The following is a 26,006-nucleotide window of genomic DNA, read 5'->3' on the forward strand; positions in this document are numbered from 1 at the left end:
CTTCACACCCTTTGGCATATGCCGGAAGATCATCGCTCGCTCGTCCACAGTGGACAGATGCGACGGGCGGACCGTAACCGCCGCGTCCCGACCGCGTGAACGCCTCGCGCATCCGGGTGAGCTTCCCCCGTGCCCTCACCGGACGTGGCTTACTGGCCAGCGACGGCGATGGAGAGGCGGTTCGAACAAGCATGTCCTTGATGTCGCGCCTTTGGGCTCCGAACGCGACCGACGACCTGGCCCGGCGAGCGGCCGCGGTGCTGTCCGACATGGCGACGGCGCCGTCCGGTGAACTGGCCGCGCTGCTGAGCGATCCACCCAGGGTGACCCCGTCCAGCCTGGTCTTCGTGACCGAGCAGCCGAGCATGCTGGGCATGTCAGCGGCCCAGCTGCCGTTCCTGCGCCCCGACCCGCCCGCGGACCCCGCCGCGGAGCCGGACTCCGCAGGCGATGACGACGAGATCCCGGAGCTGTTCTGCCCCGGCCCGGTGCGGGACGACCCCGCGCTCGGCGAGGAGGTCAACGAACGCCTGGTCGAGTGGGCCGAGCAGGTCGGGATCTACGCCGGGCGCTCGGACCACCTGCGCTCGTGCGGGTTCGGGCGGCTGATCATGCTCACCCACCCCGGCACCGACGACCCGGACCGGCTGCTCGCGGCGACCAAGGTGGTCGTGGCCGAGTGGGCCGCCGACGACTACTACCTCGACGAAGCGGACGTCGGCGCCGACCCCAGGCGGACCGCGGCGCGCTTCGGCCTGCTCTACGGCGTGGTGGACCCGGTGCCGCTGCCGCACCGCTACGAACACGAACTGCGTCGGCACATCGAGGAGGACCCGATCTCGAAGGCCTTCCGCAGCGGTATGGAGCACCTGGCGCGGTACACCACGGTCACGCAGATGGCCCGCTTCCAGCACCAGATGGCGATCCTGTTCACCACGCTCGACCAGAACGCGAGCTGGCGGGTCACCGGCGAACGGCCCGCGGTGTGGGAGTACCTGATGCACCGGCACCACAACAGCTACCTGCCGCCGATGATCCTGATCGACGCGGTCGCCGGGTACGAGCTGCCGCCGCAGGAGTTCTACGACCCGCGGGTGCGCAGCGCCTTCACCATGGCGGGCATGGCCAACGTGCTGCTGAACGACCTGCACTCGATGAGCAAGGAGGCCGACGACGACATCAGCCTGCCGATCGCGCTGATGGAGCAGGAGGGCTGCTCGCGGCGCCAGGCGGTCAAGCGCACGGTGGAGATCCACAACGAGCTGATGAAGCGCTTCGTCGCCGAGGCGGCCGCGCTGAGCCTGGTCGGCTCGCCGATGCTGCGGCGGTTCTTCGCGGAGACCTGGGCGTGGTGCGGCGGCAGCCGCGAGTGGCACGCGACGTCCCGGCGCTACCACTCCGACAAGGACACCGACGTCAACGCCGCGTAGCCCTGGACGCGAATAGGGGCCGCCCGGGTTCGGGCGGCCCCTTCGTGCGCGGTGGGCTCAGACGCGGTCGGCGGCGATGAGCAGGTAGTGGAAGCTGCCCTCGCGGTAGGCGGTGAGGAACGGTCCCTCGATGCCGGTGGCGACCGAGGACTTCGCCCGCAGCTCCCAGTACGGGATCGTCGCCGGGGTCAGGTCCACCACGGCGATCGGCACGAGGTTGTTGGCCTGCATGGCCTTGAAGTACTCGCTGCGCGGGTGGATGTTGCACGTGTAGTGCTGGTCGATCTGGCTGACCGCCTTCGACCTGCCGCCGGTGACGTCGTTGTAGCAACCGGTGATGGTGACGTAGCGACCGCCGATCTCCAGTTGCCTTGCGTGTTCGGCGAAGAGCTGGTGCAGGTCCACGTACATCGTGCTCTCGTTGTTCCAGATGGCTTTGCGCGAGCCGGTCTCGAACCCCGTGTCGAGCATGTTCCGGAAGTGGTAGCGCACCTTGTCGGCGACGCCCCGCTCCCGTGCGCGCTCGTTGGCGAAGGCGACCTGTTCCTCCGAGATCGACACACCGTCGACCTCGCAGCCGAACCGCAGGTTGGCCATGATGCTCGTGCCGCCGCGACCGCACCCGGCGTCCAGCAACCGGTCATGCGGCCCGATGTCGCCGAGGTGGTCGAGCAGGACGTCGGCCTGCGCCGTCTCCAGCCGGTGCATTTCCGCGATGATCGCCTGCTCGCGGGTTTCGGCGGGCGCCTCCAGCACGGCGGGGTCGTAGTCGCCGAGGCCGTAGTGGTGGTGGTAAAGGCCGTCGACGTCACCGAGCCGCAGGTTCACCGGGTCGCGCTCGTTGTTCCAGTATTCGGCGACCGAGCGCTGGTAGTCGCTGCGCAGCACGGGCTTGGCGGTGGCCGTGGAGTGCGTCGCGGTCATGCTGGGACTCCTTCGAAGACGCGCTGAATTACCGGGAAACGACAAGAAGACACCATTGCGAAACAATTCCGAGATATTCGGGAGAGAAGCCCGAAGGCATTTCGAAGCTAGCATCGCAATTCTCGGGGAGTACAGTCACCCGAAGGTGTGAGCAGCACTTTTTCGGGCTCAGAGTTATTTCATTGCGACAGCCGGGCGAAAAAGCACGGTCCCTCGTCACCATGGGTGACCGAATACGAGATCATCGCAGGTGGGCGGGTGCCGCAGGGCCATTCAGGCGACAGGCGAAAACCGGGTTCCGGGACCCCTCCCGATCCGCCCGGGTTCTGATCGTGCGGTCACCGACGGCGGTCTTGGAGGAGCGACCCTTGCGCAGCAGCACCCGAGCCGAGGTAATGCAGCTCGCCGAGACGGTCGTGCGGAACATGTGCGCGCACACCAACCTGCTGTGGCGGGTCGAGTGCGACATGCGGGCCCGGCTGCCCGCGATCATCCAGTGGGAGGCGGCCGCGCTCATCCCGGACATGGCGCGCGGTGCGATCGCGGAGGCGAGGCCGGACCCGGCGGAGATCCAGCGGGTGGTGGAGGAGAAGGTGCGCGCCGGGCTCACCGACCTCATCCGCTCGGAGGCGGACCGGCTCATCCCGGAGATCGCAACGGCGGCCGTCGCGGCGGCGACGCCGGACGTGACCGAGCTGCGGGCGGAACTCACCCGGCACACGGAGAAGAGCGCGGCCGAGGCGGTCCGCGGGCAGACGCTGAAGGCGATCCCGGACGTGGTCACGACCTCCGCGGCGGAGGCGCTGAAGACGATCGGGGAAGCGTTGCGGCAGGAGCAGGACCGGGTGATCGGCACGATCCGTTCCGTGGTGGAGCGGGAGGTCGACCAGCTCCTGGAGGAGTTCACCCCGAACGTCGTGCGAGTCGTGCTCCCCGAGCGCGGGACCGTCGACCTGGGGACGGACTCGCACGCGGTGCTGCCCGATCTGCTGACGGCGCTGCACGCGCGCTGCCACGTGCTGCTGGTCGGCCCGGCGGGCACGGGGAAGTCGATGCTGGCGAAGCAGGCAGCGCAGGCGCTCGGGCTGGACTTCCAGGCGCTGTCGCTGGGGCCGACGACGCCGATGAGCAAGGTCTTCGGGTACTTCGACGCGCACGGCACCTACCACGGCACACCGTTCCGCCGGGCGTTCGAGCACGGCGGCGTGATGCTGCTCGACGAAATCGACAACGGCCATCCCGGGCTGCTCGCGGAGCTGAACCAGGCGCTGGCGCTGGGCACCTGCGCCTTCGCCGACGGGATGGTGTCCGCGCACGAGGACTTCCGGCTCGTCGCCACCGGGAACACCTACGGGACCGGCGCCGACCGGCACTACGTCGGCAGGCAGACCCTCGACGCCGCGACGCTGGACCGGTTCGTGGTCGTGGACGTGCCCATCGACGAGAAGCTGGAGGAGCGCATCGCGCTGCGGCACGCGCCGTCCCACCGCGACGCGGTGCGGGACCTGCTCCAGCTCGTCCGCGATCTGCGCACGAGGGCGGCGGAGAAGCAGCTGCCGGTGATGTTCTCCCCACGCACCAGCATCGACGGGGCGAAGCTCATCGAGGCGGGGGCCACCGCCGAGCAGGTGCTGCGCTGGCGCGTGGTCCGCGGCCTGTCCCCGGCGCATCGCAGTGCGCTGGAACTGGACTGAGCCGATGAGCGGTTTCGTGCTCCCACCGATGCTGTCCTGGCAGGAGTTCCTGGACGCGGCGACGGCTGCCCCGTCGATCACGAACGGCAGGTCCCGCGGCTACTCGTCGGACTGGGCGGGGGCGTCGTGGGAGGAAGCCGTGCGGCTCGGGCGGGACGGCTGGGCGGTCGCGCTGCGGGAGGCCGACATCACGGTCGGGCAGCTGCGCGAGCGGGCAGGGCTCGGCAGCACGGTGACGGTCCTCGAGCCCGCGTGGGACGTCACCGGCAGCGAGGTCGACATCGGTGCCTACCTCGCCGGGGTGCCCGAGTGCATGGTGGACGCCGTGCCGAGGCAGGTCTCCCGGCGGGGCAAGGTGATCACGTTCGTGATCCCGATGTCGTACTCCGCCAAGGTCCGGCACGAGTGCATCGTCAACCGCGGCCTCGCGCTGGCCACGCTGTGCGCCGCCATCATCGAGGCGGGGCACAGCGTGGAGATCTGGTCCGGCGACGCGGGGATCGTGGACCAGGAGGACCGGACGCGGTACAGCGCGGTGGTGCGGGTGATCTCCGCGGGCGAGCCGCTGGACGTCGGCAGGCTGATCTTCGCGACCGCGCACCCGGCGATGTGCCGCAGGCTGGCGCTGGGCCTCTGGGACGCCCAGCGGCCGGAGGTCGCGCTCGCGATGCGGGCCGCCGACTACGGCTGGCCGCCGTTCGAGTGCCGCGCAGAGGACCTGCCGGACGGCGTCACCGACCCGTACGTCTTCCCCTACCTCGCCGAAGACGACACGCAGTGGAACGACCTGGACACCGCACTCGACTGGTGCCACCGGATGTTCGTCGAGCTGGGGCTCATCGAGGAGTGACCCTGGCCAGCGCCCCGGTCTCCAGCGCCGTCCACACCGCGCCGTCCGGCCCGGGCGCGATGCCGTGCGGTTCCGAGCCGGGCGTCGGCAGGTCGTGCACCTCGATCTCGCCGTCCGGGGTGATGGAGCCGACGCGGTTGGCGCCCCACTCGGTGAACCAGAGCCGGCCGTCGCCGCCGCCGGTGATGGCGTGCGGCCGGGCGGAGCGGTCGGGCAGCGGGAACTCCTCGATCTTGCCGTCCGGGGTGATCCGCCCGATCTGACCGGCGGCGATCTCGACGAACCAGAGCGCGCCGTCCTCGCCCGCGGTGATCCCGACGGGCGCGGCGGCCTCGGTGGGCAGCGGGTGGACGGTGACGGTGCCGTCCATCCCGATCCGGCCGATCGCGTTGGCCTGGTTCATGGTGAACCACATCCCGCCGTCCGGCCCCGCGGTGATCGCGGAGACGAACGCGCCGGTGACCGGCAGCGGGAACTCGGTGATCTCCCCGTCGACGGTGAGCCTGCCGATCCGGTCGGTGGCGCTCTCGGTGAACCACAGCGCCCCGTCCGGGCCTGCGGCGATGCCGAACGGTGCGCAACCGGCGGACAGCGGGAAGCCGGTGATGGCCCCGTCCGCGCCGATCCGGCCGATGCGGTGACCGCGGTACTCGGTGAACCACAGAGCGCCGTCCGGTCCCGGCGTGATGATCGTCGGTCCGCTCTCGGGGCCGGCCTGGTAGAGGTTCGGCTCCGATCCGGGCACCAGGCGACCGATCTGCCCGCTGTGGACGAGGGTGAACCACAGTGCGCCATCACCGCCGGTCGTCACCGCGTACGGGCCGCTGTCCGGGCCCGCGACTACGTGTTCCTCGATGGTCACGCGACTCATCAGTTCTGCTCCAGACCGTGTTGGGCGGCGATGCGTTCGATCTCGGCCGGGGTGCCGGCCATGATGGTGCGGGCGTTGGCGGTCACCAGCTCCTCGGGCCAATCCCACCACGCGGCGCGGCGCAGGCGGGCGATGTCGGCGTCATCGAAGCGCTGCCGGATCTGGCGGGCCGGGTTCCCGCCGACGATCGCGTAGGGCGGGACGTCGGCGGTGACCACCGCGCCGGTCGCGATGATCGCGCCGTCTCCGATGCGCACCCCGGGCATGACGACGGCCTGGTAGCCGAACCAGACGTCGTTGCCGACGACGGTGTCGCCCCTGCTGGGCATGCCGGTGACGAGGTCGAGGGTGCGCTCGGCCCACTCGCCGCCGAACATCGTGAACGGGTAGGTGGACACGCCCATCGTGGGGTGGTCCGCCCCGGCCATCAGGAAGCGGGTGCCGGAGGCGATCGCGCAGTACTTGCCGATCACCAGCCGCTCGGGCCCGTAGCCGTAGAGGACGTTGCGGTGCTCGAACTCCGTCGCCCCGTCGGGGTCGTCGTAGTAGGTGTACTCGCCGACGACGATCTTCTCCGAGCTGATCAGCGGCTTGAGGAACACGACGCGCTCGTGCGCGGGCAACGGGTGGACGGCCGTCGGATCAGGTGACACGGGAATCCTTTCGAGGTCTTGGTCAGGCGAGGAGGTCGGCCAGCTCGCGGGTCCGCGTGGGGTGCCGCAGCTTGGTCATCCCCTTGGCCTCGATCTGCCGGATGCGCTCCCTGGTCAGGCCGAAGTTCCTGCCGATCTCGTCGAGGGTCCTCGGCTGGTCGTCGTCGAGGCCGTACCGCTGCGAGATCACCGCCGCCTCCCGCTCGGACAGGGTCCGCAGAACCGCGTCGAGATGGCGACGGCGCAGCGCGTCGGTGACCACCGTCGCGGGGTCCGGTGCGCTGTCGGCGACCAGGTCGCCCAGCTCGACGTCGCTGCCCTCGCTCACCAGGGCGTTCATCGAGACCGGCTCCCTGCCGTTGCGCAGCACCTGTTCGACCTTCTCCCTCGGTACGTCGATCTCGGCCGCGATCTCGGCGGGCGTCGGCTGCCTGCCGAGGTCCTGCGCCAGCGCGCGGCGGGCGCGGGTCACGCGGTTGAGGACCTCGACCACGTGCACGGGGAGCCGGATCGTCCGGCTCTGGTCCGCCAGCGCCCGCCCGATCCCCTGCTTGATCCACCACGTGGCGTAGGTCGAGAACTTCAGCCCGCGCCGGTGGTCGAACTTCTCCACCGCGCGCATCATGCCGATCGTGCCTTCCTGGATCAGGTCCAGCAACGACATTCCACCGCCGCCCACCGGGTAGCGCCGCGCGATCGAGACGACCAGCCGGAGGTTGGCCCGGATCATGTGGTCCTTGGCGCGGTCGCCGTCGGCGGCCAGCCGTTCCAGCGCACGCCGCCGCTCCGGTGCGGCCCCGGCCGCCAGTTCCTCGCGCGCCCGGTTCCCGGCCTCGATGCGCTCACCGAGCCGCACCTCCTCTTCCGCGGTCAGCAACGGCGTGCGGCCGATCTCCCCGAGGTAGTCCCGGACCGAGTCGGCGGCACCGGGGTTGATCTCCGTGGCGGTCGTCAACGAGCGGGCCCCTTCCTCCTGCGAACGCTGCACGACCTAAAGTTAGGTTGGACCTAAGGATATGTCAAGAATATTTTTGGTCTCGACCCATGTATGCTCGTGGCATGGACACGCCGACCATGGGTCTCCGGGAGCTGAAGAAGCGCCAGACCAGGGAGAACATCTCGAACCACGCCACCAGGCTGTTCCTGGAACGGGGCTTCGACAACGTGACGATCGCCCAGGTGGCCGCCGCCGCGCAGGTCGCCAAGATGACCGTCACCAACTACTTCGCCCGCAAGGAGGACTTGGCGCTGGACCTGCACGACGTGTTCGTGGAGCTGCCCGCCAAGACCGTGCGCGATCGCGAGCCGGGCGAGTCCGCGCTGGCCGCGCTGCGCCGCGCCTACCTGGCCGGGGTCGCCGAACACGACCCGGTCATCGGCTTCTCAGGTCCGGAGTTCGCCCGCATGATCACCGACAGCCCCGCACTGGTGGCGAGGCTGCGCGAGTTCCACGACGACCGCGAGAAGGCGTTGGCGCTGGTGCTCGCGGAGGAGACCGGCGTGGAGCCCGACGACATCAGGCCCCGCGTCGCCGCGGCTCAGCTGACGAGCATCCACCGGCTGCTCTTCGACGAGACACTGCGGCGCACGCTGGACGGGCACGACAACGACGAGATCGCCCGCATCGTGGACGACTACGCCCGTGTCGCCTTCGGAGCCTTGGAGCCTGTGCTCGGCGACTACGCCGTCAAGTAGCAATGAACCAGCGGTGCGCGTTCTGGGGACAACGCACCGCGGGTGGCTATGAGGAGGCGATGACCGCGAAGCCGCACACCAGGAACATCGTGACCACGACGGTGATGGGGAGGATGTGCTTCTTCAACGTTGCTCCGTAGGCAAGAGGCGGCGAGCCGCGACGGACCGTCGCACAGAGGTATCGTCACCCATCCGTGGGACCTTGAGGGTCAGTGTCGCACGCGCAGGTCGCCCCGCGTGATGCCGTGCGTCGGTTCCAGGCCGTGGCACCGGCGGACCTGCTCCCGCGAGGCGAACCCGAGCCGGTCTCCCGCGCGGTCGTCGCGGACGGTGAGGCTGATCGGATCTCCCGGCGTGGCACCGGAGAAATCCTGAGCGTCGCTCACGATCGCTGTCACCACCCCGATTCCACCGGTGACCCGGACGCAGTCGACGCGGGCGACGAGCCAGCCGATCTGTTCGTCGTCGTGGTGCGCGATCCAGACGACTCCGCGACCGGCCCGGGCGTGCACGGTGAACTCGAAGGTGGACACGGGGTCGTGGGTGTCGATCTCGGCTCTGCCCACCACCGAGGCGGTGTTTCCCGCAGTGGCGGGCATGGCCACCGTCAGCATCGTGATCAGCGCGGTGGCCATGCCCGGGAACGCTCTCGTTGTTTTCCGCACGCCCCACAGGATCGAGGCTTCTGCCCGGGGAAGACCTCCCCATGCGGCGGGAGCCCGCTCACTCGCTGGAGGGAGCCAGCTTCACCCGGCGCAGCAGCTGGGCGTTGAGCGCGACGACGATCGTCGACAAGCTCATCGCGACGGCCCCCACGGCGGGCGGCAACACGAAGCCGACACCAGCGAGCACGCCCGCGGCCAAGGGCACCGTCAACACGTTGTACCCCGTGGCCCACACCAGGTTCTGCCTCATCTTGCGGTAGCTCGCCACCGACAACCGGCGGACCGCGAGCACACCGCGCGGGTCGTCGGAGGCCAGCACGACACCGGCCGACTCGATCGCCACGTCGGTGCCCGCACCGATCGCGATGCCGACGTCGGCCCTGGCCAGCGCCGGAGCGTCGTTCACCCCGTCACCGACCATCGCGACCCGGTGCCCGCGTGCCTGCAGCTCCGCGACAGCACTGTCCTTGTCGGCGGGCAGCACTTCGGCGAAGACCTCGTCGACGCCCAGGTCCGCCGCGACCGACTCGGCGACCGCACGCGAGTCACCAGTGATCATCACAACGCGAATCCCGTTGGCGTGCAACGCTTCGATCGCCGAGCGCGACTCCGGGCGGATCTCGTCGGCCAGCGCGAGCGCGCCGATCGCCCGCCCGTTGCGCAGCACGTGCAGCACCGTCGCGCCGCGGGCCTGCCATTCCGCGGTCTCCGGCAACGCTTCGAGCCCGTGCTCGCGCAGCAACGCCGGGCCACCGACCGCGATCGTCGCTCCGTCCACAGTGGCCTGAACCCCGCGACCGGTCAGCGAGCGGAACTCCCGCGCCGTGGGCACGTCATCGGCCGCCGCGACGATCGCCTTGGCCAGCGGGTGCTCCGAGTCGGTCTCCGCGGCCGCGGCCAGGCGCACCGCCTCCTCAGCGGTAAAGCCCTCCGCGCCAACAGAATCGGTCACAGCGGGACGACCCACGGTCAGGGTGCCGGTCTTGTCGAAGAGCACCGCGTCGACGGTGCGCATCCGCTCAAGCGCGAGCCGGTCCTTGACGAGGATGCCCGCCTTCGCCGACATCGAGGTCGAGATCGCGATCACCAACGGGATGGCCAGCCCGAGGGCGTGCGGGCACGCGATCACCAGGACGGTGACGGTCCGTTCCACCGCTGTGGTCGCGTCACCGATGAGCGACCACACCGCGAAGGTCAGCACGCCCGCGACGAGCGCGAACCAGAACAGTGCGGCGGCAGCGCGGTCCGCGAGCGCCTGCGCCCGCGAGCGCGAGGTCTGCGCCTCCTCCACCAGCCGCTGGATGCCGGCGAGCGCGGTGTCCGTGCCCACGGCGGCCACCCGCACGCGAACCGCGGAGTCGGTGGCCACCGTGCCCGCCACCACCCGGTCCCCCGGCTCGCGGCGCACTGCGCGCGACTCGCCGGTGATCATCGATTCGTCCAGCTCGGCGGTTCCCTCGGTGATCACGCCGTCCGCGGGCACCCGGCCCCCGGAGCGGACCAGGACCAGGTCGCCGACGCGCAGCTCGGCCAGCGAGACCGGCTCGATCGTGCCGTCGGCACCGATGCGCTCGGCGGTGTCGGGCAGGAGCTCGGCGAGGGCGTCGAGCGCGCCACTGGCCTGGCCCAGCGCCCGCATCTCCAGCCAGTGGCCGAGAAGCATGATGACGACCAGGAGGGCCAGCTCCCACCAGAAGTCCAGGTTCAGCCCGCCGACGCCGAGGGTGGTCAGGCCGCTGGCGACGAACGCCACCGTGATGGCCAGCGCGACGAGCGTCATCATTCCCGGCTGCCGGCCGCGCAGCTCGGCGACGGCGCCGGAGAGGAACGGCCAGCCGCCGTAGGCGAACACGACCGTGCCCAGCACCGGCGGGATCCAGGCCGCCCACGACGGCACGTGGTAGCCGAACAGCTCGGCGACCATGTGACTGGCGAAGACCACCGGAACGCTGAGCGCCAGGCTCAGCCAGAACTTGTCCCGGAACACGGCCGCGTGGTCCGCGTGGCCGCCGTGTCCCCCGTGGTGCCCGTGCTGCCCACCCTGGTGCTCCTGGTGGTGACCGTGGTGCTCGTCCATGCGACCACAATACCCCCCTAGGGTATATGCGCAACCCGGAAAGCCGTGTGCCGCCGGCCACAGGGGACGGCGGCACACGGCGGGTGGTGCTCGCTAGCGGACCGACGCGGGTTCGCGCAGCGGAGCCGCCGGACGGGCCGAAGGGGCCGGTGCTGCGGAGTTGGCACTGCGGAAACCGCGCAGTCGCAGGCTGTTCGACACCACGAACACCGACGACAGGGCCATGGCCGCACCGGCGATCATCGGGTTGAGCAGCCCGGCCGCCGCGAGGGGGAGCGCGGCGACGTTGTAGGCGAAGGCCCAGAACAGGTTCGTCTTGATCGTGCTCAACGTCCTGCGCGCCAACCTGATCGCGTCGGCGGCGGCACGAAGATCGCCGCGCACCAGCGTGATGTCGCTGGCCTCGATCGCCGCGTCGGTCCCGGTTCCCATGGCCAGCCCGAGATCAGCCCGGGCCAGCGCGGCTGCGTCGTTCACGCCGTCGCCGACCATCGCGACGACCTTGCCCTCGGCCTGGAGCCGCGCGACCACGTCGACCTTGTCCTTCGGCAGCACCTCGGCGATCACCTCGGTGATGCCGACCTCCGCGGCCACCGAACGCGCCACCGCCTCGTTGTCCCCGGTGAGCAGCACCGGCGTGAGCCCGAGCGCGCGCAGCTGGCGGATCGCCTCGGCGGAGGTGTCCTTGACGGTGTCGGCGACCACGAGCACCGCCCGGGCCTCACCGTCCCAGCCGACCGCGATGGCCGTGCGACCGGCCGCCTCCGCCGCGGCCTTGGCCTCGACGAGCGGAGCGGGCAGGTGCTGGCTCCACTCCTCCAGCAACGCGGTGCGCCCGGCCAGCACGGCCCGACCGTCCACGATCCCTTGTACGCCAAGGCCTTCCACGTTGGTGAAGCCCTCGACCTCCGGCAGCTCCCCGATGCGCTCGCGGGCTCCCTTGGTGATCGCCTGGGCGATCGGGTGCTCGGAGGCGTTCTCCAGCGCACCGGCCAGCCGCAGCACGTCCTCCTCGGACACCCCGGTCGCGGTGTGCACCTCGACCAGAGCCATCCGCCCGGTGGTGACCGTGCCGGTCTTGTCCAGCACCACGGTGTCCACGGCACGCGTGGACTCCAGCACCTCCGGCCCCTTGATCAGGATGCCCAGCTGCGCTCCCCTGCCGGTGCCGACGAGCAGCGCGGTCGGTGTCGCCAGGCCCAGCGCGCACGGGCAAGCGATGATCAACACCGCCACCGCCGCGGTGAACGCCGCGCTCACCTCGGCCCCTCCGCCGAGCCAGAAGGCGAGGGTGCCGACCGAGAGCGCGATCACGACGGGGACGAACACCGCCGAGATGCGGTCGGCGAGGCGTTGCACCTGGGCCTTGCCGTTCTGCGCCTCCTCGACGAGCTTGGCCATCTGCGCGAGCTGCGTGTCCGCGCCGATCCTGGTGGCGCGCACCACCAGCCGACCGCCCGCGTTCACCGTCGCGCCGACGACCGCGTCCCCGGGTCCGACCTCGACCGGGACCGACTCGCCGGTGAGCATGCTCGCGTCGACCGCGGAGGAGCCCTCCTCGATCACGCCGTCGGTGGCGATCTTCTCGCCGGGACGGACCACGAACCGGTCGCCGACCGCGAGCTGCGCGGTGGGGATGCGCTGTTCCCGGCCGTCGCGCAGCACCGCGACGTCCTTCGCGCCCAGCTCCAGCAGCGCGCGCAGCGCCGCGCCCGCCCGCCGCTTGGACCTGGCCTCGAAGTAGCGGCCGGCGAGGATGAACATCGTCACCCCGGCGGCGACTTCGAGGTAGATGTTGCCCGCGCCGTCGCTCGGCGCGATCGTCAGCTCGAAGGGGTGCGTCATGCCGGGCGTGCCCGCGGTGCCGAACAGCAAGGCGTACAACGACCACAGGAACGCCGACAGCGTGCCGAGGGAGATCAGGGTGTCCATGGTCGCGGTGCCGTGCCGCAGGTTCGCCCAGGCCGCGCGGTGGAACGGCCACGCGGCCCACACCAGCACCGGAGCCGCCAGCGTCAGGGAGATCCACTGCCAGTAGGTGAACTGCAACGCGGGCACCATCGCCATCGCGATCACCGGGACCGACAGCACGATCGAGCCCGTCAGCCGCTGCCGCAGGGACCGCAGCGGGTCGTCTTCTTCTTGCGGCGCGGCAGTTTCCGGCAACGAGGCGGAGTAGCCCGCGGCCTCGACCTGCTCGATCAGCGTGGTGGTGTCGGTGCCGGACGGGAAGACCACCTTGGCCTTCTCCGTGGCGTAGTTGACCGTCGCGGTCACCCCGTCCAGCTTGTTGAGCTTGCGCTCGATCCGGGCGGCGCACGATGCGCACGTCATACCGGAGATGGAGAGCTCGACCTCGCTAGTGCCCATGGGGCTTCTCCTCCTCGTGCGACGCGCCCAGGTTCGGCGAAGACCCGCCGGTGGTCGCGGTGAACTCGGCGGTGCGGACCTGCCCGGCGTGCTGGAAGTCCAGGAACAGGCGGTAGGTCCCCGCCGTCGGCACCTCGGCGAAGAAGGTGATCTTCGGTCCCGGCGCGGTCTTGCCGTCACCGGGCGAGCCGTCCGGGTGCACGTGCAGGTACGCGAGGTCGCCGGAGCGCAGCGCCACGAGATGTCCGTAGGCGCCGAGGTAGGGCTGGAGGTCGGTGACGTCGCGGCCGTCCTTCTGCACGCTCAGCGTGAGCTTGGACGAGCGCCCGGGCACGAGGTCCCCGTCCAACCGGACCTCGTATCCATCCACTGTGGACACGCGCGAGGTCCTGTAGGTCTCCGGCTGGAAGTCCCCGGCGACGGAGACGTCGACGCCGAGCGTCAACGGCGTGGCGCCGGTGGGCACGAAGTCGGCGAAGACCCGGTAGCTGCCCGCGCGGGGCAGGGTCAGCGGCACCCGCCAGGTGCCGTCCTGGTCCAGCTCCGGGTGGACGTGCTGGAAGCCCGCGGTGTCCCTGCGGATCACGATGAGGTGCATCCGCTTCTCGTGCTCGACGTCGAAGCGGGTGACCGGCTTGCCGTCCGGCCCGAGCACGCGGAAGGAGAAGGGTTGCGCGGTCCCGGTGTGCAGCGTCGTCGCGGTGGGCGTGAGGGTGTAGCCGCCCCTGGACGACGCCAGCCCGCCGGGCTGATCGGTTTGCGTGGCCTCCGCGACGGTGCCGCCGTGACCGTCCCCGTGCCCGGCGTTCCCGCCGCCGGGAGCTCCGCCCGCGCCGGGCGCGTCGGAATGCGCTCCGGACGGGGCGGCGAAGGGACCGACAGCGGATCCGGCAGCCCAGGCGCCCGCGGCGACCAGGGCGAGCGCCGCACCGTAGGCGGAGAGCTTCGCTGCTGTGTTCATGTCGAGTCCTTAATGCTCGAAATGCCTAGACCAGGGAGTACCCGGCTTCGTCGACCGCGGCACGCACCGCGTCGACGCTCACCGGCTTCGTGCTGGTCACCGTGACCGCACCGGTCGGCAGGTCCACGGCGACGTTGGTCACGCCGTCGATCGCGCCCACTTCCTCGGTGACCGAGGCGACGCAGTGCCCGCAGGTCATGCCGGTGACGGTGTAGGTCTCGCTGATGGTGCTCATGGCGCACTCCATTCGTGGGGTTTCAGGAGCGGACGAGGCGGGCGATCGCCTCGCTGGCCTCGCGGATCTTGGCGTCCGCGCCGTCCCCGCCCTCGTTGATCGCATGGCTCACGCAGTGCCTGAGGTGCTCGTCGAGCAGGCCGAGGGAGACCGCCTGCAGCGCCTTCGTCGCAGCTGAGATCTGGGTGAGCACGTCGATGCAGTACTCGTCGTTGTCGACCATCCGCTGCAGACCGCGGATCTGACCCTCGATCCGGCGCAGCCGCTTGAGGTAGTCGTCCTTGCCCTCGGTGTATCCCCGCATGGCGCGCCTCCTCCGTCCGTGCCGCCCGACAGCCATATTGATACCCTAGGGGGGTAGGGCAGTCAAGGGTACGGGCAGGGGGTACCTCGGAGGTCACACGACGACGGCCGGGCTCCCCCTGGGGAAGCCGGCCGTCGTCGGTCAGCGCGCCCGGCGCCTACCAGCAGATCGGCGTTCCGCGGTCGCAGACCCGGAAGCTGATGTGCGACTTCTGGCTGAAGCCCTGGAAACCGAAGCCGTGCACCACACCGGCGCCCTTGCCGTAGACGGTCACGACGGGCTCCCTCCTGGAGGCGCCGCCCTGGCCGTTCGGCCCCTCGATGACGATGCCGTCGATCGCATCGGAAATGCGGGTCACCGACGCCCTCCAGCCGTCGGAGTACCCGGACACCCGGAAACAGATGTTGGAGTCGCACTTGTCCGCGGGGCGCGGGGCGATCTCCGCGTTCGCCACACCGGCACGAACGCGAGGGCGAGCGCCATCGCCGTGCTTCGAGCAATGAGAGACATTTCTTTCCCGAATTTGATCGGCCGATATTGCGGACCGGGCCCTTATCAACGGCCCCGGTTTCACATTCCGCTTCACCTCTGCCTGAAAGGCGGAAATCACTCTAGTATTGATTGATGCTGCCGAAGAGCGCCGTAGCCGCATGGCTGGAGCCACGGGCTGACGACATGGCCGAGCTGCTGATGAGGCTGATCGCCGTCGACTCGGAGAACCCTCCCGGCCGCGAGCTGGGCCGGTGCGCGCGGGCCGTCCGCGAGGCGATGGACGCGCTCGGCCTGGCTCCGGAGGTCATCGAGCTGGCCCCGGCCCGCGAACTGGAGGAGCCGAGCATCGTGCGCGGCTCCGTCGGTGACGGGCGGAAGCTGCTCTACTTCCACGGCCATTTCGACGTCGTGCCCGCGCAAGACCCCAGGCAGTTCACGGCGGAGCGACGCGACGGCAGGATCACCGGCCGGGGCAGCGCGGACATGAAGGGCGGCCTCGTCAGCATGCTCTACGGCGCCGCCGCGGCCAAGGAGCTGGGCCTGCTCGGCGACGGGCGGATCGTGCTGCACCTGGTCTGCGACGAGGAGACCGGCAGCGTCACCGGCGCGGGACACCTGCGCCGGGAGAACCTGATCGACCCCCGGGCGCTGGCCATGGTGACCGCGGAACCGAGCGGGGGGAGCATCTGGAATTCCGCCCGCGGCGCGCTTTCCCTGCGCGTCGAAGTGCGCGGACGCGAGGCCCACGTCGGCCAGGCGGATCGGGGTGTGAACGCGTTCCAGCACATGCTCCACATCGCGCGACCGGTCGAAGACCATGCCCGTGAAATCACCGAGAAGGGATCCATGGTCGTCGTCGGCGGCCTGTTCGGCGGCGGGTCGAACTTCAACGTGGTGCCGGGTTCGGCCTTCTTCACCGTGGACGGCCGCTACGAACCGGAGGAGGACCTCGACCACGAACGCGACCGCTTGACAGCTGCTGTCAAGGAGGCGGCGGCGGAGATCGGTGCTCAGGTGTCGGTCCAGGTGACCCAGCAGCAGCCGCCCGCGTACACGGACGCGTCGCACCCGGCCGCCGCGGCGCTGGCGCAGGTGGTCGGCGAGGTCGAGGGCGAGGCCCGGTTCGAGGGGTGCGCGGGCATCCTGGAGACCCGCTGGTACAGCCAGCTCGGCATCCCCGCGTTCGGCTACGGCGCCGGGCGGCTGGAGGTCGCGCACGGCCCGGACGAGTACGTCGACGAGGCCGCGATGCGCCGCTGCGCGGCCGTGTACGCCTTGTACGCCGCGCGGATGTTCGCAGCATGAAGCCGGGCGAACGGGGTACTCGCGCCACGCGAACCCCGTTTGCGAGGAGGATGCCATGGGCGTCGACGTGGTTGATCTGATCATGCAGGACCACCGCGAGGTGGAGCGGCTGTTCGACGAGCTGAAGCAGCACCCGGAGAAGCGCCCGCTGCTGGTGCCGGTGCTGGCCGCGATGCTCACCGCGCACAGCCGGGCGGAGGAGGCCGAGGTCTACCCGGTCGCGAAGGACGACGCGGACGAGGTCGAGGAGATCGCGCACAGCCAGGCCGAGCACGTCCAGGCCGAGCAGCTGCTGCTGCGCCTGACCGAGACCGACCCCGAGACGGCCGAGTTCGACAAGGTGCTCTCCGAACTGGTGGAAGCCGTCACGCACCACGTCGAGGAAGAGGAGACGACCGTGCTGCCGCAGATGCGCGCACGGCTCGACGAGGACCGCCGCACGCAGCTCGGCAAGGCGTTCGCGGCCAGCCGCGCCCGGCACCTCGGTGACCGGCCGGGCAGCGCGACCAAGGAGGAGCTGCAGTTCCAGGCGCGCAACGCGGGTGTCGCCAGTGCCGCTTCCATGAGCAAGGACGAGCTTGTCGCCAAGATGCGCAAGCTCTGACGGCCAGGTCCGTGGGCCTTCGAGTACCCCACTTCCCCGCGCCCGCTGACGAACCCGCGGTTGGAGACGTACTGGGCGAGGGCTGGGGAACTTGAGGACGTCAGCGGCGGTCGGGCGTGAGGAGCCGATCGATCTCCGCTGAGACAGCTCGGGCGTGCGGGCCGACCTGGGCCCTCAGCTCCTCGCTCCAGTGTTCCTCGGCGTAGTGCCGGTGCAGGTAGAGCTCCTTCGCGTGCCGCAGAACGGGACGGTGCTCGGGAGGGAGCTGGGCGAGGGCCCAGTCCGCGGCGGCGTCCTTCGACCGGATCTCGCCGGTGGCGAGCGTGGTCCAGGCGCGCGCCAGGGTCAGCACGACGTTGCGGGTGTCGCTGTCGAGGTCGCGGAGGAGTTCGGGAACGCCCGCCGCGCTCGCCCGGACGAGGTCGGCGTGCGGCACGGGGTCGAGGACGTGCGCGGGAGGCGGACCGACGAGGGCGTGCTCTCCGGCCAGGACCATCGTCAGCAGGAGCGCCAGGTCCGGCATGGGCTCCGGCCGGGGCGGCGGCGCGCCGTCCTCAAAACGCGCACGCAGCCACTCGCCGTACAGGAAGTCGCAGGTCGGCGGGTATCGCCACGGCCGGACCTCGGACTTGACGGCAACCGTCAACTCGACGGGGCGCTCGCCGCGCTCGCGGAGCAGCCCGTCCAGCAGCGCCCGGCGTTCCCGGTCGTCCATGCTCCGCCGGGTGACCACGAGGATGTCGACGTCGCTGGCCGGTTTGAGGCCGCCGAGCACCGCGGAGCCGTGCAGGTAGACACCGACGACCTCGGGGCCGAGCACATCGCCGACCAGCCGCAGGACGCGGTCGATCACCGCTTCGCCGCCCGCCATTCCGGCGCGAGCACCGACCAGACCTCGATGTCCTTGCGCTTCCCCCGGTACGGGGCGATCTCGCGCAGCACGCCCTCCTTGGTCATCCCGAGCCGCCGGGCCACGGCGATGCTCGGCGCGTTCTCGGTCGCCACCCGCCACTCGATCCGGTGGATCCCCCGCTCCTCGATCGCCCAGTCGATGAGCACCCGCGCGGCCCTGGTCACCAGCCCCTTGCCCGCGGCGGACGGCTCCAGCCAGCAACCGGCCTCCGCGGTGCCGTTCGGCACGTCCATGGTCCGGAACAGCACACCGCCGACGAGCTCGCCGTCCAGCCAGATGCCGTGGATGCGCGCGGTGTCCTTGGCTGCCTTGTCGGCGTAGGCCTGGAGGAACGCGCGGCTCGCCGCCAGGTCCGACACGATGTCCGCCAGGGCGATGTGCTGCCCGATGAACTCCCGCCCGCGGTCGATGTTGGCCAGGAACTCGTCGGCGTGCCACGGCTCCAACGGGCGCAGCACAGCGCCGTCATCACCAAGGGATGTCGCGTACATGTTCCCCCTTCACATCCGGGAAAGCATTGCCCCACAAGGATCCTCGCACGAGGTTCGGTCCTGGCCGAAACCACTTCCCCACTCGTGCAACCCGCCGCGGCCACCTGGCGTCTTGGTCGGCACAACCGTCTTGAAAGGACACCTGATGCGCATCACTCTCGCCCGTGCGGGCGCCGCGGTGCTTGCCGCCTCGGCCATCGCGCTCGCCGCGGCCGGTGGCCAGGCCGCCGCCACCACCGAGAACGTGCTCGGCCCGGACGGCTTCGGCCCGCTGAAGATCGGCATGAGCCTGTCCGACGCCCTCGCGACGGGCAAGGTCGGCGAGCCGGTCGGCGGCAACGAGCTGTGCCGCGGCTACAAGTGGGCCTACTCGTCCGGCCCGGTGCTCATCATCTCCAAGGCGCACGGCGTCTACTCGATCCCCGGCACCGCCGCGGGCGCGCGCACCCCCGAGGGCGTCGGCGTGGGCTCCACGGCCGCCGAGGTGAAGAAGGCCTACCCGAAGGCGGTGGACGGCTGGCAGAACGGCGTCGCGAACATCAGGACGACGACGCCGCAGAACCCGGCCAACCGCTACACCTTCGGCATCAAGGAAGGCAAAGTCGTCGGCTTCGCCCTGCAGGCGATCAACGCGCGGGACTGCGCGGCCGGCTGACGAAGGTCGGCGGTAGGTGCCGGGCGCGCGGCACCTATCGCTGCCGGGTCCGGACCCACGCGGGCCATTCGAGTTCGACGCCGATCGCCTGCAAGCGGTCCTGGAACTCGGTGAGCAGGTCGGCGCGGGCCCGGATCGCCCTCGGCGGAACACCGCGTTCGATGGCGTGCGCGGCCAGTGCTCCCGCGGCCTCGCCGACGTTCCACTCCACCGGGTGGAGCCGGTAGCAGCCGTTGGTGATGTGCGTGACGCCGAGGCATTTCCCGCCCGCGATCACGTTGTCGAGGCGAACGGGGATCAGGGCGCCCAACGGGATCTGGAAGGGGTACGACGGGATGTCCACGTAGCCCTGGCCGCCCGTGCTGGGGTGCAGGTCGATGCGGTAGCTGCCGATGCCCACGGAGTCGGCGAACTGCTCCGCCTCGACCGCGCCGGGCCGTGCTTCGACGCCGATGTGGTGTTCCAGCACGGTGAACTCGGCCTTGATGCGCCGTGCTTCACGGATGTACGGCATGGCGGCGAGGCCGTCATCGGTGCCGAGCGTCTTCTCGGACAGCCGCAGTCCGGGGTATCCCGCTTCGGTCTGCATCCAGTACACAAAGGACAGCGTCAGCTCGCGGGCCTGTTCCAGTCGCTGCCGACGGAGGTCCCCGGCGACGCCGGTGATCGGTTCGAGCCAGTAGTCGATGTGCGGCCAGTTGACGAGCGTGACGTCCGGAAGCGGCGGCTCGTAGTGCGCTCCGCAGCGGATGCGCCGGAACCGCCAGAGGTCCTGCTCGTCCTTCGCGCCGAACAGCGGCCTCCGCAGCGGGCACCCGGTCTCCGGTTCCTGGGTCGTCCACCCGAGCTGCGGTCCCGGCCAGAACGGCGCCCGGTAGCCGCGCCAGAACTCGTAGCCCTTCGGCCGCTCGATCACGTGTTCACCGCGCGGGTCGTATTCGAGCGCGGCGCACCAGGTGATGGCCTGCTGGTCGAAGGGCTGCGCGGGGCCGTCGACAGCGTGCGGCTCCCCGGTGTCGGCGGAACTCTCCGCGCCGAGCACGTGTTCGCAGTCGGCCAGCGGGAGCAGGTCTCCCTCCTCCGTGGCGTCGATGACCTGCCTGGCGCGCACCACGACCCCGGGATCGAACCGCACCGCGCTGACGCGATCACCCTCCACCTCAACGAAAACCGGACGGTGCCGGAAGAACAGCCTCAGGTTTCCTCTGTGCTCCGAAGGAGCCAGCATCTCGGCGAGCACGGAGTGGATCACCGTCGGTTCCGCGCACAGCCTGCTGACCCAGCCTGCCCCGGGATTGAGCGCGTTCTCCCGGCGCGGTCCCTCCCGCAGCCGCGGATCGGCGCGGTACCGCGCTCGCACAAGGGTTCTCATGCGCCGGTAGGACGCGGTCACGCCCATCATCTCCACCCAGGGGTGCTCGTCCGGCGGCACGGCCTGGGCGGTGAGCTGCCCGCCGAGCCAGTCGGTCGGCTCGGTGAGGACGACGTCGAGCCCCTGCCCCGCCGCGGCCAGCGCGGCGGCGACGCCACCGCAGCCCGCGCCCACGACGAGCACATCGCAGTCGAGTTCCATGTGGCCCTTCCCGTGATCGGTCACTTCATCCCGGCGTGGGCCAGGCTGTCGGTGATGTGCCTGCGGGCCAGGAGGTAGGCGATCAGGACGGGCACCGTGGACACCGCGGTCGCCGCGAGCTGGAGGTTCCAGATCGGGTTCCCGCTCGTGTCGGTGTAGGTGCTCAGCCCGAGCGGCACGGTGAACAGCTCGTTGCGGTTGAGGAACACCAGCGGTTCCAGGAAGGAGTTCCAGCTCGCCAGGAACGACACGATCCCGATGGTGCCGAGGATGGGCCGGGCCAGCGGCAGCACGATGTGCCACAGGACGCCGATGCGGCCGATGCCGTCGATCATCGCCGCCTCCTCCAGCTCGCGCGGGATGCCCTGGAGGAACTGGCGCATGAGGAAGATCCCGGTCACCCCGATCGCGCCGAAGGTCGGGATGGCCAGCAGCGGCACGTGCGTGTCGGCCAGCCCCATGTCCCTGATCATCAGGAAGTTCGGGATCAGCGTCACCTCGGTCGGCAGCATCAGCGCGCTCAGCAGGACCAGGAAGACCAGGTTCTTCCCCGGGAAGCGCAGCCGGGCGAAGGCGTAGCCGGACAGCAGCGACAGCGCGCAGGTGAGCAGCGCGACCACCAGCGCGATGTAGAGGCTGTTGTAGATCTGCCTGGCGAAGGGCTGGAAGGTGAAGACCTCGACGATGTTGTTCCACGTCGGCGCTCCCGGCAGCAGCGACGGCGGGAACGCGAAGATCTCCGACGGCTGCTTGAACGCGCTGGAGACCATCCACAGGAACGGAAAGACCAGTGGCGCGACGAGGACGACCAGCAGGAGGTAGATCACTCGTGCACCCACTTCTTCCTGGCCCACCACTGGATCGCCACGAGCGCCAGGGTCAGTCCGAAGAGGACGATTGCGAGCGCGCTCGCGTACCCGCTGCGGAAGAGCTCGAAACCCTGCTCGTAGATGTAGAACGCGAGCACGGAGGTGGCGTGCGACGGCCCGCCGTGCGTCATCAGCTGGACGTAGTCGAAGACCTGGAAGGAGCCGATCAGCGTGATCAGGACGACGACGAGGGTGGTCGGCGAGATCATCGGCAGCACGACGTGCCTGGTGACCCGCCACTCGCTCGCCCCGTCCAGCCGGGCGGCCTCGATCACCCCGGGCGGGATGTTCCGCAGCGCCGCCAGGAAGATCACCGCCTTGAGCCCCACGGTCTTCAGCGCGGCCACCACGGTCACCGCACCGAGCGAGGGCTGGGCCTCGTGCAGCCAGTTGGGCCCGGTCAGGCCGATCAGGTCGAGCAGGCCGTTGACCGCGCCGCCCTCGCCCTGCAGCAGGAACCGCCACACGATCGCCCACGCCGCCTGGGAGGTGACCACGGCGAGGAACGCCAGTGTCAGGAAGAACCCCGCGCCGCGCGGGCGCCGGTTGAGCGCGAGCGCCAGGGCCAGCGACAGGCCCACGTTGATGACGACCAGCCCGAGCGCGAAGATCCCGGTCACCGCGAGGGACTGCCAGAACGCGGGATCGCCGGTGAAGATCTCCACGTAGTTGGCCCAGCCCACCGGCTTCGACTCGTTGGTGAGCAGGTCGGTGTCGGTGAAGGACATGACGACCACGCTGACCAACGGGATCAGCACGAACAGCACGAACCCGATCGCCTGCGGCGCGAGGAGGAGGTAGGCGGTCAGCGCCTCGCGACGCCCGCGCTTCACCGCTTGCTCCGCAACATCGGCCCGATCCGGTCGCAGATGTCCCGCAGCACTCCGGGAACGTCCGCGGTCCGCGTCCAGAGCCTGTCCAGCGCGGGCTCGGCGGTCGCGCGGATCTGTGGCCAGTTCTCGGGATAGGGGAAGGCTTCCCCGTCGGTGATGCCGCGCACCAGGATGTCGGTGACGGCCGGGCGAGGCAGCGGGCTCGTCGCGTAGATGCGGTCGGCCTCGGCGAGGACGGACCGGCGCGCGGGCGGGTAGAACCGGGCGAGGCGTTCGGTGCTCGCGCGCCCGCTGAGGAACTTCAGCAGTTCCGTCGCGAGCTTCGGGTTGTCGCTCTGCCGGAAGACGACCATGCCCGCCTGGCCGGTGACGTAGGGCTGGCCGCCGGGGCCGGCGGGCAGCGGCGCCACTCCCCAGCCGAAGGTCGAACCCTGGAGCTGGGAGAGCCGGGAGAGCTGGGTGATGGTGATCGCGGTCTTCCCGGCGGAGAACCCCGGCTGCGATCCGGGCGGGGTCGCCGTGCCGTCGGCGAAGGCCATCCGGTGGTAGAGCCCGATCGCCTCGATGGCCGCGCCGTCGGCCAACCGGCAGGACCGGTCTTCTCTGTGGTACACACCGGTTCCGTGCGCTCGCAGCAACGGGTCCAGCGTCGCCCAGACGAGCGGGCCGTACATCCCGCCCTCGTTGCTCTCGAAGGCGTGCCCGCCCGGCGGCAGGACCGGCTTGAGCCGCGTGGCCAGCTCCGCCATCCGCGCCCAGGTCCACTCACCGCGCGCGGCCAGCTCCGCGGGCTCGGGAAGTCCCGCCTTCGCCAGCATGTCCTTGTTGTAGATCGTGAAGAAGGGACTGGTGGAGAAGGGGATCCCGTGCACCGCGTCACCTGAGCGCCAGTTGGTGAACGCGGCGGGCACGAAGTCGTCGAGGCGGTAGGCCGGGTCCTCGCGCAGCGCGCGGCCGACGTCGGCCAGACGCCCCTTGGCCGACATGCTGACCGCGTCGGGAGCGCCGAGCCAGCCCAGGTCCGGCGGGTCTCCCCCGGCGAGGCGGACGGAGAGCTTGGTGACGTACTCCGTCTGCGGTACCGATTGGATGCGCACGGCGACACCCGGACGCGTTGCGGCGAAGGCGTCACCGAGTTCCTGGAAGGCGCGCAGCTGGGCCTGGTCCGAGGTCCAGACGGTCATCGTCAGGTGGTCGGGGTCGGGGCGGTCGCCGATCCCGCACGCCGTCGTGAGCGCGAGGGTGATCGCGACGAGCACCGCGCGCTTCACCGCGACCGTGCTTCCACGACCGATTTCCCTTGTCGCTCAGCGCATTCGACGGTGTCGGTGGTAGCTTCCCCGCCGTCCAGCCGCTCCAGCAGCCGCTGCACCGCGACCTGCCCTATGCGCCGGCCCGGGATGTCGAAGCCCGCCCAGAAGCCGCCGGCGTCCTCGTCCTCGGCGACGCCCGCCACCGCGATCGACAGGTCGTCCGGCACCTTCAGTCCGCGCTGTTCCACGGCGAGGCGCAGCGCCTCGGCGTAGGCCATGCCCTCCACGACCACCGCGGTGACCCCGCGGTCCAGCAGAGTGTCCACAAAGGACGGTTTGACCGCGTCGAGCGGGACGATCTCCGGAGCGATCCCGGGAATCGCCTCGCGCAGCCCGTGCAACCGGTCCCCGGTCGCCGGGAGGTCCGGATTGGACCCGAGGTAGCTGATCCGGCGGTGTCCCCTGTCGAGCAGGCGGTCGGCCAGCTCCTGGCTCGCGGCGGCGTAGCCGGGCGCCACGTTGGGCACCTCACGCCCCCCGCGCAGGAAACGCCTGCCGATGAAGACGAAGGGGTAACCCTCGGCGACGAGCTGTTCCAGTTCCGCTGGGATCTCGTCGCGGCCGAGCAGGACCGCCGCGTCGACCAGCCGGAGCTTGTTCTCCCCGTCCGCGTAGATGCTGCGGATCGGCCCGGACGTGGCCGCGCTGGTGAACAGCAGCAGGTCCTGGCCCGCCCGCTCGGCCTCTTCCTCGATGCCGAGCAGGAACGGGTGGTACCAGCCGCCGTGACGCGCGGTGAACACGCGCTCGTAGGTGAAGACGCCGAGCAGCTGGCTGCGCCCCGTGGCCAACCGCCGGGCCAGCGGGTCGGCCCGGTAGCCCAGCTCATGCGCCACGTCGAGCACGCGACGGCGCGTCTCCTCCGGGATCGAGGTGGCCTTGTCGCGCAGGATCAGCGAGACCGCCGCCTGCGTGACACCGGCGCGCTTCGCGATGTCCGCCTGGGACACCCGGCGAGTTATGCGCATAACTAAACGGTGGCAGCCCACCCGGGGAGGAGTCAAGGGGAGTTGGGAGGATCTACGGCCATGACCACTGACTCACCGACGGTCGCGCGGAAGGTCGCGAAGGCCGTCACCGAGGTGCTGAGCCCCTACGTGGTGCTCGCGGTCCTGGCGTTCGCCGTGGGCGCCTGGCCGCACCCGGAGCGGCCGGCGGCGCTGTGGTGGGCGGCCGCGCTGACACTCGGCAGCTGCGTCATCCCCTACGTCTTCGTCGTCAACGGCGCCCGGCGCGGCCGGTGGGACGGCCACCACGTCAACGACCGCGCGGGACGGCTGGTCCCGCTGGTGATCATCACCGCGTCGATCGTCGTGGTGACCGTCGCCATGGGCGTCACCCGGGCGCCCGCGCACGTGTTCGCGCTGGGCCTGGGCGAGGTCGTGCTCATCGTCGTGCTCGGCCTGATCACCGTGCTCGGCCGGTGGAAGGTGAGCGTGCACGCGGCGGTCGGCGCCGCCGCGCTGGTCATCGTCTCGATCCTCTACGGCCTCGACTGGCTCGCCCTGGCGCCGGTGGTGATGCTGCTGTGCTGGTCCCGGGTCGAACTGGAGGACCACACCCCGGCGCAGGTGCTCGTGGGCACCGTGCTCGGCGTCGCCTTCCCGGCCGTGCTCTACCCGCTGATGCTGTAGTCGGTGGAGTACCACCGGCGCGGGCGCATGCGGAAGGTCGCGATCGTCGCGCCCTCGACCGTCTTGAGGAAGTCGGTGGCGGCGTCACCGTCGAGGTAGCGGTGGGCCAGGGCCTCGATCTCCGACCACGGCGTCTCGTGGTCGACGGCCACCACCGGGCCGGAGACGCTGACGTAGCGGTACGGCGGGTTCTCGTCCTGCACGACCAGGGTGAACTCGCCCGCGGCCTCGGCCAGCCGGAACTTCAGCGACTCCGGCGCGGTCTGGACGAGGACGTCCCCGCCCGGCTCGTAGTGGTACCAGACCGGCACGGCCAGCGGCGGGCCGTCCGGGCGCGCGATGCTGATCACCCCGACGTGCACGCCCGCCAGGAACTCCTCGCGCTTCGACTCAGTCATCACTGCCATGCACCCAGTCAAGGGCACGGCTCGGCCGCGGTCCATGTGCACGCGTCCGCGGTGGATGTGCGTGCGTCTGCGGTCCCCGGCTGGTCCCGGCCCCCGGACGCGGCGTAGAAAAAAGTCCAGGGGTCGTGTCCACGGGGCCGCGTCCCGTTCGTAGTCATGGTGTGCGGCGCTCCTGCCGCACGGGAAAC

At 70.6% G+C, this 26,006-nt stretch carries 27 protein-coding genes; 8 read left to right on the plus strand and 19 right to left on the minus strand.

Annotated features, from left to right (window positions below; genetic code table 11):
• Positions 1-200: 200 nt before the first annotated feature.
• Positions 201-1,430 (plus strand): family 2 encapsulin nanocompartment cargo protein terpene cyclase, encoded by a 1,230-nt coding sequence (locus tag BLT28_RS22290; protein WP_081900220.1) that lies wholly within the window; start codon positions 201-203, stop codon positions 1,428-1,430.
• Positions 1,431-1,487: 57 nt separating this feature from the next.
• On the opposite strand, the gene BLT28_RS22295 is transcribed toward BLT28_RS22290, so the two are convergent.
• Positions 1,488-2,354 carry a geranyl diphosphate 2-C-methyltransferase gene (locus tag BLT28_RS22295; RefSeq protein ID WP_030428808.1) on the minus strand — a complete coding sequence of 289 codons (867 nt, stop codon included), beginning with the start codon at positions 2,352-2,354 and terminating at the stop codon, positions 1,488-1,490.
• Positions 2,355-2,722: 368 nt separating this feature from the next.
• On the opposite strand from BLT28_RS22295, the gene BLT28_RS22300 reads away from it, so the two are divergent.
• Both BLT28_RS22300 and BLT28_RS22305 read left to right on the plus strand, forming a co-directional pair.
• A complete protein-coding gene (locus BLT28_RS22300) occupies positions 2,723-4,048 on the plus strand; it encodes an AAA family ATPase (RefSeq protein ID WP_197683890.1) in 1,326 nt (441 codons plus the stop codon).
• Between the two features lie 4 nt (positions 4,049-4,052).
• Entirely contained in the window at positions 4,053-4,898 is an 846-nt protein-coding gene (locus BLT28_RS22305; protein WP_030428806.1) for a DUF7192 family protein, read from the plus strand.
• Here the strand turns inward: BLT28_RS22305 and BLT28_RS22310 are convergent.
• Genes BLT28_RS22310 through BLT28_RS22320 form a run of 3 tightly spaced genes read right to left on the minus strand, consistent with a single transcriptional unit; the run spans position 4,885 to position 7,410 of the window.
• Complete coding sequence (locus BLT28_RS22310; RefSeq protein ID WP_030428805.1) at positions 4,885-5,769, minus strand: Vgb family protein; 885 nt, start codon at positions 5,767-5,769, stop codon at positions 4,885-4,887. The genes BLT28_RS22305 and BLT28_RS22310 overlap by 14 nt on opposite strands.
• Entirely contained in the window at positions 5,769-6,422 is a 654-nt protein-coding gene (locus tag BLT28_RS22315; protein ID WP_030428804.1) for a CatB-related O-acetyltransferase, read from the minus strand. Before BLT28_RS22315 ends, BLT28_RS22310 begins: the two co-directional genes overlap by 1 nt.
• A 22-nt stretch (positions 6,423-6,444) precedes the next feature.
• Positions 6,445-7,410: a sigma-70 family RNA polymerase sigma factor gene (locus BLT28_RS22320; protein ID WP_211256731.1), complete on the minus strand. Its 966-nt coding sequence runs from the start codon at positions 7,408-7,410 to the stop codon at positions 6,445-6,447.
• Positions 7,411-7,481: 71 nt separating this feature from the next.
• Between BLT28_RS22320 and BLT28_RS22325 the strand changes: the two genes are divergently transcribed.
• The gene (locus tag BLT28_RS22325) at positions 7,482-8,117 is read left to right on the plus strand and encodes a TetR/AcrR family transcriptional regulator (RefSeq protein WP_030428802.1); all 636 of its coding nucleotides are present in this window, start codon (positions 7,482-7,484) and stop codon (positions 8,115-8,117) included.
• A 209-nt stretch (positions 8,118-8,326) separates the two neighbouring features.
• On the opposite strand, the gene BLT28_RS22330 is transcribed toward BLT28_RS22325, so the two are convergent.
• From BLT28_RS22330 to BLT28_RS22360, 7 genes are all read right to left on the minus strand, one after another.
• Positions 8,327-8,782 carry a hypothetical protein gene (locus tag BLT28_RS22330; protein ID WP_156050764.1) on the minus strand — a complete coding sequence of 152 codons (456 nt, stop codon included), beginning with the start codon at positions 8,780-8,782 and terminating at the stop codon, positions 8,327-8,329.
• Between the two features lie 58 nt (positions 8,783-8,840).
• Positions 8,841-10,859 carry a copper-translocating P-type ATPase gene (locus BLT28_RS22335; protein ID WP_169748566.1) on the minus strand — a complete coding sequence of 673 codons (2,019 nt, stop codon included), beginning with the start codon at positions 10,857-10,859 and terminating at the stop codon, positions 8,841-8,843.
• A 93-nt stretch (positions 10,860-10,952) separates the two neighbouring features.
• Positions 10,953-13,229, minus strand: coding sequence for a heavy metal translocating P-type ATPase (locus tag BLT28_RS22340; protein WP_030428799.1), 2,277 nt, complete (start codon positions 13,227-13,229; stop codon positions 10,953-10,955).
• Positions 13,219-14,190: a hypothetical protein gene (locus BLT28_RS22345; protein WP_030428798.1), complete on the minus strand. Its 972-nt coding sequence runs from the start codon at positions 14,188-14,190 to the stop codon at positions 13,219-13,221. The genes BLT28_RS22340 and BLT28_RS22345 overlap by 11 nt, the downstream gene beginning before the upstream one ends.
• A 25-nt stretch (positions 14,191-14,215) precedes the next feature.
• Positions 14,216-14,425 (minus strand): heavy-metal-associated domain-containing protein, encoded by a 210-nt coding sequence (locus BLT28_RS22350; RefSeq protein ID WP_030428797.1) that lies wholly within the window; start codon positions 14,423-14,425, stop codon positions 14,216-14,218.
• A gap of 22 nt (positions 14,426-14,447) precedes the next feature.
• On the minus strand, positions 14,448-14,729 hold the full coding sequence (locus BLT28_RS22355) for a metal-sensitive transcriptional regulator (RefSeq protein ID WP_030428796.1): 282 nt from the start codon (positions 14,727-14,729) through the stop codon (positions 14,448-14,450).
• A gap of 157 nt (positions 14,730-14,886) precedes the next feature.
• Positions 14,887-15,183, minus strand: coding sequence for a hypothetical protein (locus tag BLT28_RS22360; protein ID WP_030428795.1), 297 nt, complete (start codon positions 15,181-15,183; stop codon positions 14,887-14,889).
• Between the two features lie 170 nt (positions 15,184-15,353).
• On the opposite strand from BLT28_RS22360, the gene BLT28_RS22365 reads away from it, so the two are divergent.
• The gene (locus BLT28_RS22365; protein ID WP_081900198.1) at positions 15,354-16,526 is read left to right on the plus strand and encodes a M20/M25/M40 family metallo-hydrolase; all 1,173 of its coding nucleotides are present in this window, start codon (positions 15,354-15,356) and stop codon (positions 16,524-16,526) included.
• Between the two features lie 55 nt (positions 16,527-16,581).
• On the plus strand, positions 16,582-17,130 hold the full coding sequence (locus BLT28_RS22370) for a hemerythrin domain-containing protein (protein ID WP_030428793.1): 549 nt from the start codon (positions 16,582-16,584) through the stop codon (positions 17,128-17,130).
• A 100-nt stretch (positions 17,131-17,230) separates the two neighbouring features.
• On the opposite strand, the gene BLT28_RS22375 is transcribed toward BLT28_RS22370, so the two are convergent.
• Together BLT28_RS22375 and BLT28_RS22380 are read right to left on the minus strand one after the other, a co-directional pair.
• Positions 17,231-18,001 (minus strand): aminoglycoside adenylyltransferase family protein, encoded by a 771-nt coding sequence (locus BLT28_RS22375; protein ID WP_030428792.1) that lies wholly within the window; start codon positions 17,999-18,001, stop codon positions 17,231-17,233.
• Positions 17,980-18,534: a GNAT family N-acetyltransferase gene (locus BLT28_RS22380; RefSeq protein WP_030428791.1), complete on the minus strand. Its 555-nt coding sequence runs from the start codon at positions 18,532-18,534 to the stop codon at positions 17,980-17,982. Before BLT28_RS22380 ends, BLT28_RS22375 begins: the two co-directional genes overlap by 22 nt.
• Before the next feature lie 145 nt (positions 18,535-18,679).
• Here BLT28_RS22380 and BLT28_RS22385 point away from each other — a divergent pair, with 145 nt between their 5' ends.
• Entirely contained in the window at positions 18,680-19,189 is a 510-nt protein-coding gene (locus BLT28_RS22385) for a hypothetical protein (RefSeq protein ID WP_030428790.1), read from the plus strand.
• A gap of 34 nt (positions 19,190-19,223) precedes the next feature.
• On the opposite strand, the gene BLT28_RS22390 is transcribed toward BLT28_RS22385, so the two are convergent.
• Genes BLT28_RS22390 through BLT28_RS22410 form a run of 5 tightly spaced genes read right to left on the minus strand, consistent with a single transcriptional unit; the run spans position 19,224 to position 24,745 of the window.
• Positions 19,224-20,762, minus strand: a complete 1,539-nt coding sequence (locus BLT28_RS22390; RefSeq protein WP_030428789.1) for an FAD-dependent oxidoreductase — start codon at positions 20,760-20,762, stop codon at positions 19,224-19,226.
• A gap of 20 nt (positions 20,763-20,782) precedes the next feature.
• Complete coding sequence (locus BLT28_RS22395; protein WP_231950379.1) at positions 20,783-21,589, minus strand: carbohydrate ABC transporter permease; 807 nt, start codon at positions 21,587-21,589, stop codon at positions 20,783-20,785.
• Positions 21,586-22,464 carry a carbohydrate ABC transporter permease gene (locus BLT28_RS22400; protein ID WP_043811031.1) on the minus strand — a complete coding sequence of 293 codons (879 nt, stop codon included), beginning with the start codon at positions 22,462-22,464 and terminating at the stop codon, positions 21,586-21,588. Before BLT28_RS22400 ends, BLT28_RS22395 begins: the two co-directional genes overlap by 4 nt.
• Entirely contained in the window at positions 22,461-23,735 is a 1,275-nt protein-coding gene (locus BLT28_RS22405) for an ABC transporter substrate-binding protein (RefSeq protein WP_030428787.1), read from the minus strand. The genes BLT28_RS22400 and BLT28_RS22405 overlap by 4 nt, the downstream gene beginning before the upstream one ends.
• Complete coding sequence (locus BLT28_RS22410) at positions 23,732-24,745, minus strand: LacI family DNA-binding transcriptional regulator (RefSeq protein WP_030428786.1); 1,014 nt, start codon at positions 24,743-24,745, stop codon at positions 23,732-23,734. Before BLT28_RS22410 ends, BLT28_RS22405 begins: the two co-directional genes overlap by 4 nt.
• Positions 24,746-24,805: 60 nt before the next feature.
• Between BLT28_RS22410 and BLT28_RS22415 the strand changes: the two genes are divergently transcribed.
• Entirely contained in the window at positions 24,806-25,411 is a 606-nt protein-coding gene (locus tag BLT28_RS22415; RefSeq protein WP_030428785.1) for a phosphatase PAP2 family protein, read from the plus strand.
• On the opposite strand, the gene BLT28_RS22420 is transcribed toward BLT28_RS22415, so the two are convergent.
• Positions 25,393-25,818 (minus strand): pyridoxamine 5'-phosphate oxidase family protein, encoded by a 426-nt coding sequence (locus BLT28_RS22420; protein ID WP_052407146.1) that lies wholly within the window; start codon positions 25,816-25,818, stop codon positions 25,393-25,395. The two genes, BLT28_RS22415 and BLT28_RS22420, sit on opposite strands and share 19 nt — an antisense overlap.
• Positions 25,819-26,006: the final 188 nt, after the last annotated feature.

The sequence above is a fragment of the Allokutzneria albata genome (genome assembly GCF_900103775.1).
Classification (GTDB): domain Bacteria; phylum Actinomycetota; class Actinomycetes; order Mycobacteriales; family Pseudonocardiaceae; genus Allokutzneria; species Allokutzneria albata.

Coding starts and splice junctions, on each gene's coding strand:
- BLT28_RS22290 (WP_081900220.1), top strand. CDS start 201: ATGTCGCGCCTTTGGGCTCCGAACGCGACCGACGACCTGGCCCGGCGA.
- BLT28_RS22295 (WP_030428808.1), bottom strand. CDS start 2,354: ATGACCGCGACGCACTCCACGGCCACCGCCAAGCCCGTGCTGCGCAGC.
- BLT28_RS22305 (WP_030428806.1), top strand. CDS start 4,053: ATGAGCGGTTTCGTGCTCCCACCGATGCTGTCCTGGCAGGAGTTCCTG.
- BLT28_RS22310 (WP_030428805.1), bottom strand. CDS start 5,769: ATGAGTCGCGTGACCATCGAGGAACACGTAGTCGCGGGCCCGGACAGC.
- BLT28_RS22325 (WP_030428802.1), top strand. CDS start 7,482: ATGGACACGCCGACCATGGGTCTCCGGGAGCTGAAGAAGCGCCAGACC.
- BLT28_RS22335 (WP_169748566.1), bottom strand. CDS start 10,859: ATGGACGAGCACCACGGTCACCACCAGGAGCACCAGGGTGGGCAGCAC.
- BLT28_RS22340 (WP_030428799.1), bottom strand. CDS start 13,229: ATGGGCACTAGCGAGGTCGAGCTCTCCATCTCCGGTATGACGTGCGCA.
- BLT28_RS22345 (WP_030428798.1), bottom strand. CDS start 14,190: ATGAACACAGCAGCGAAGCTCTCCGCCTACGGTGCGGCGCTCGCCCTG.
- BLT28_RS22350 (WP_030428797.1), bottom strand. CDS start 14,425: ATGAGCACCATCAGCGAGACCTACACCGTCACCGGCATGACCTGCGGG.
- BLT28_RS22355 (WP_030428796.1), bottom strand. CDS start 14,729: ATGCGGGGATACACCGAGGGCAAGGACGACTACCTCAAGCGGCTGCGC.
- BLT28_RS22365 (WP_081900198.1), top strand. CDS start 15,354: ATGCTGCCGAAGAGCGCCGTAGCCGCATGGCTGGAGCCACGGGCTGAC.
- BLT28_RS22370 (WP_030428793.1), top strand. CDS start 16,582: ATGGGCGTCGACGTGGTTGATCTGATCATGCAGGACCACCGCGAGGTG.
- BLT28_RS22375 (WP_030428792.1), bottom strand. CDS start 18,001: ATGGCGGGCGGCGAAGCGGTGATCGACCGCGTCCTGCGGCTGGTCGGC.
- BLT28_RS22380 (WP_030428791.1), bottom strand. CDS start 18,534: ATGTACGCGACATCCCTTGGTGATGACGGCGCTGTGCTGCGCCCGTTG.
- BLT28_RS22385 (WP_030428790.1), top strand. CDS start 18,680: ATGCGCATCACTCTCGCCCGTGCGGGCGCCGCGGTGCTTGCCGCCTCG.
- BLT28_RS22390 (WP_030428789.1), bottom strand. CDS start 20,762: ATGGAACTCGACTGCGATGTGCTCGTCGTGGGCGCGGGCTGCGGTGGC.
- BLT28_RS22410 (WP_030428786.1), bottom strand. CDS start 24,745: ATGCGCATAACTCGCCGGGTGTCCCAGGCGGACATCGCGAAGCGCGCC.
- BLT28_RS22415 (WP_030428785.1), top strand. CDS start 24,806: ATGACCACTGACTCACCGACGGTCGCGCGGAAGGTCGCGAAGGCCGTC.
- BLT28_RS22420 (WP_052407146.1), bottom strand. CDS start 25,818: ATGGCAGTGATGACTGAGTCGAAGCGCGAGGAGTTCCTGGCGGGCGTG.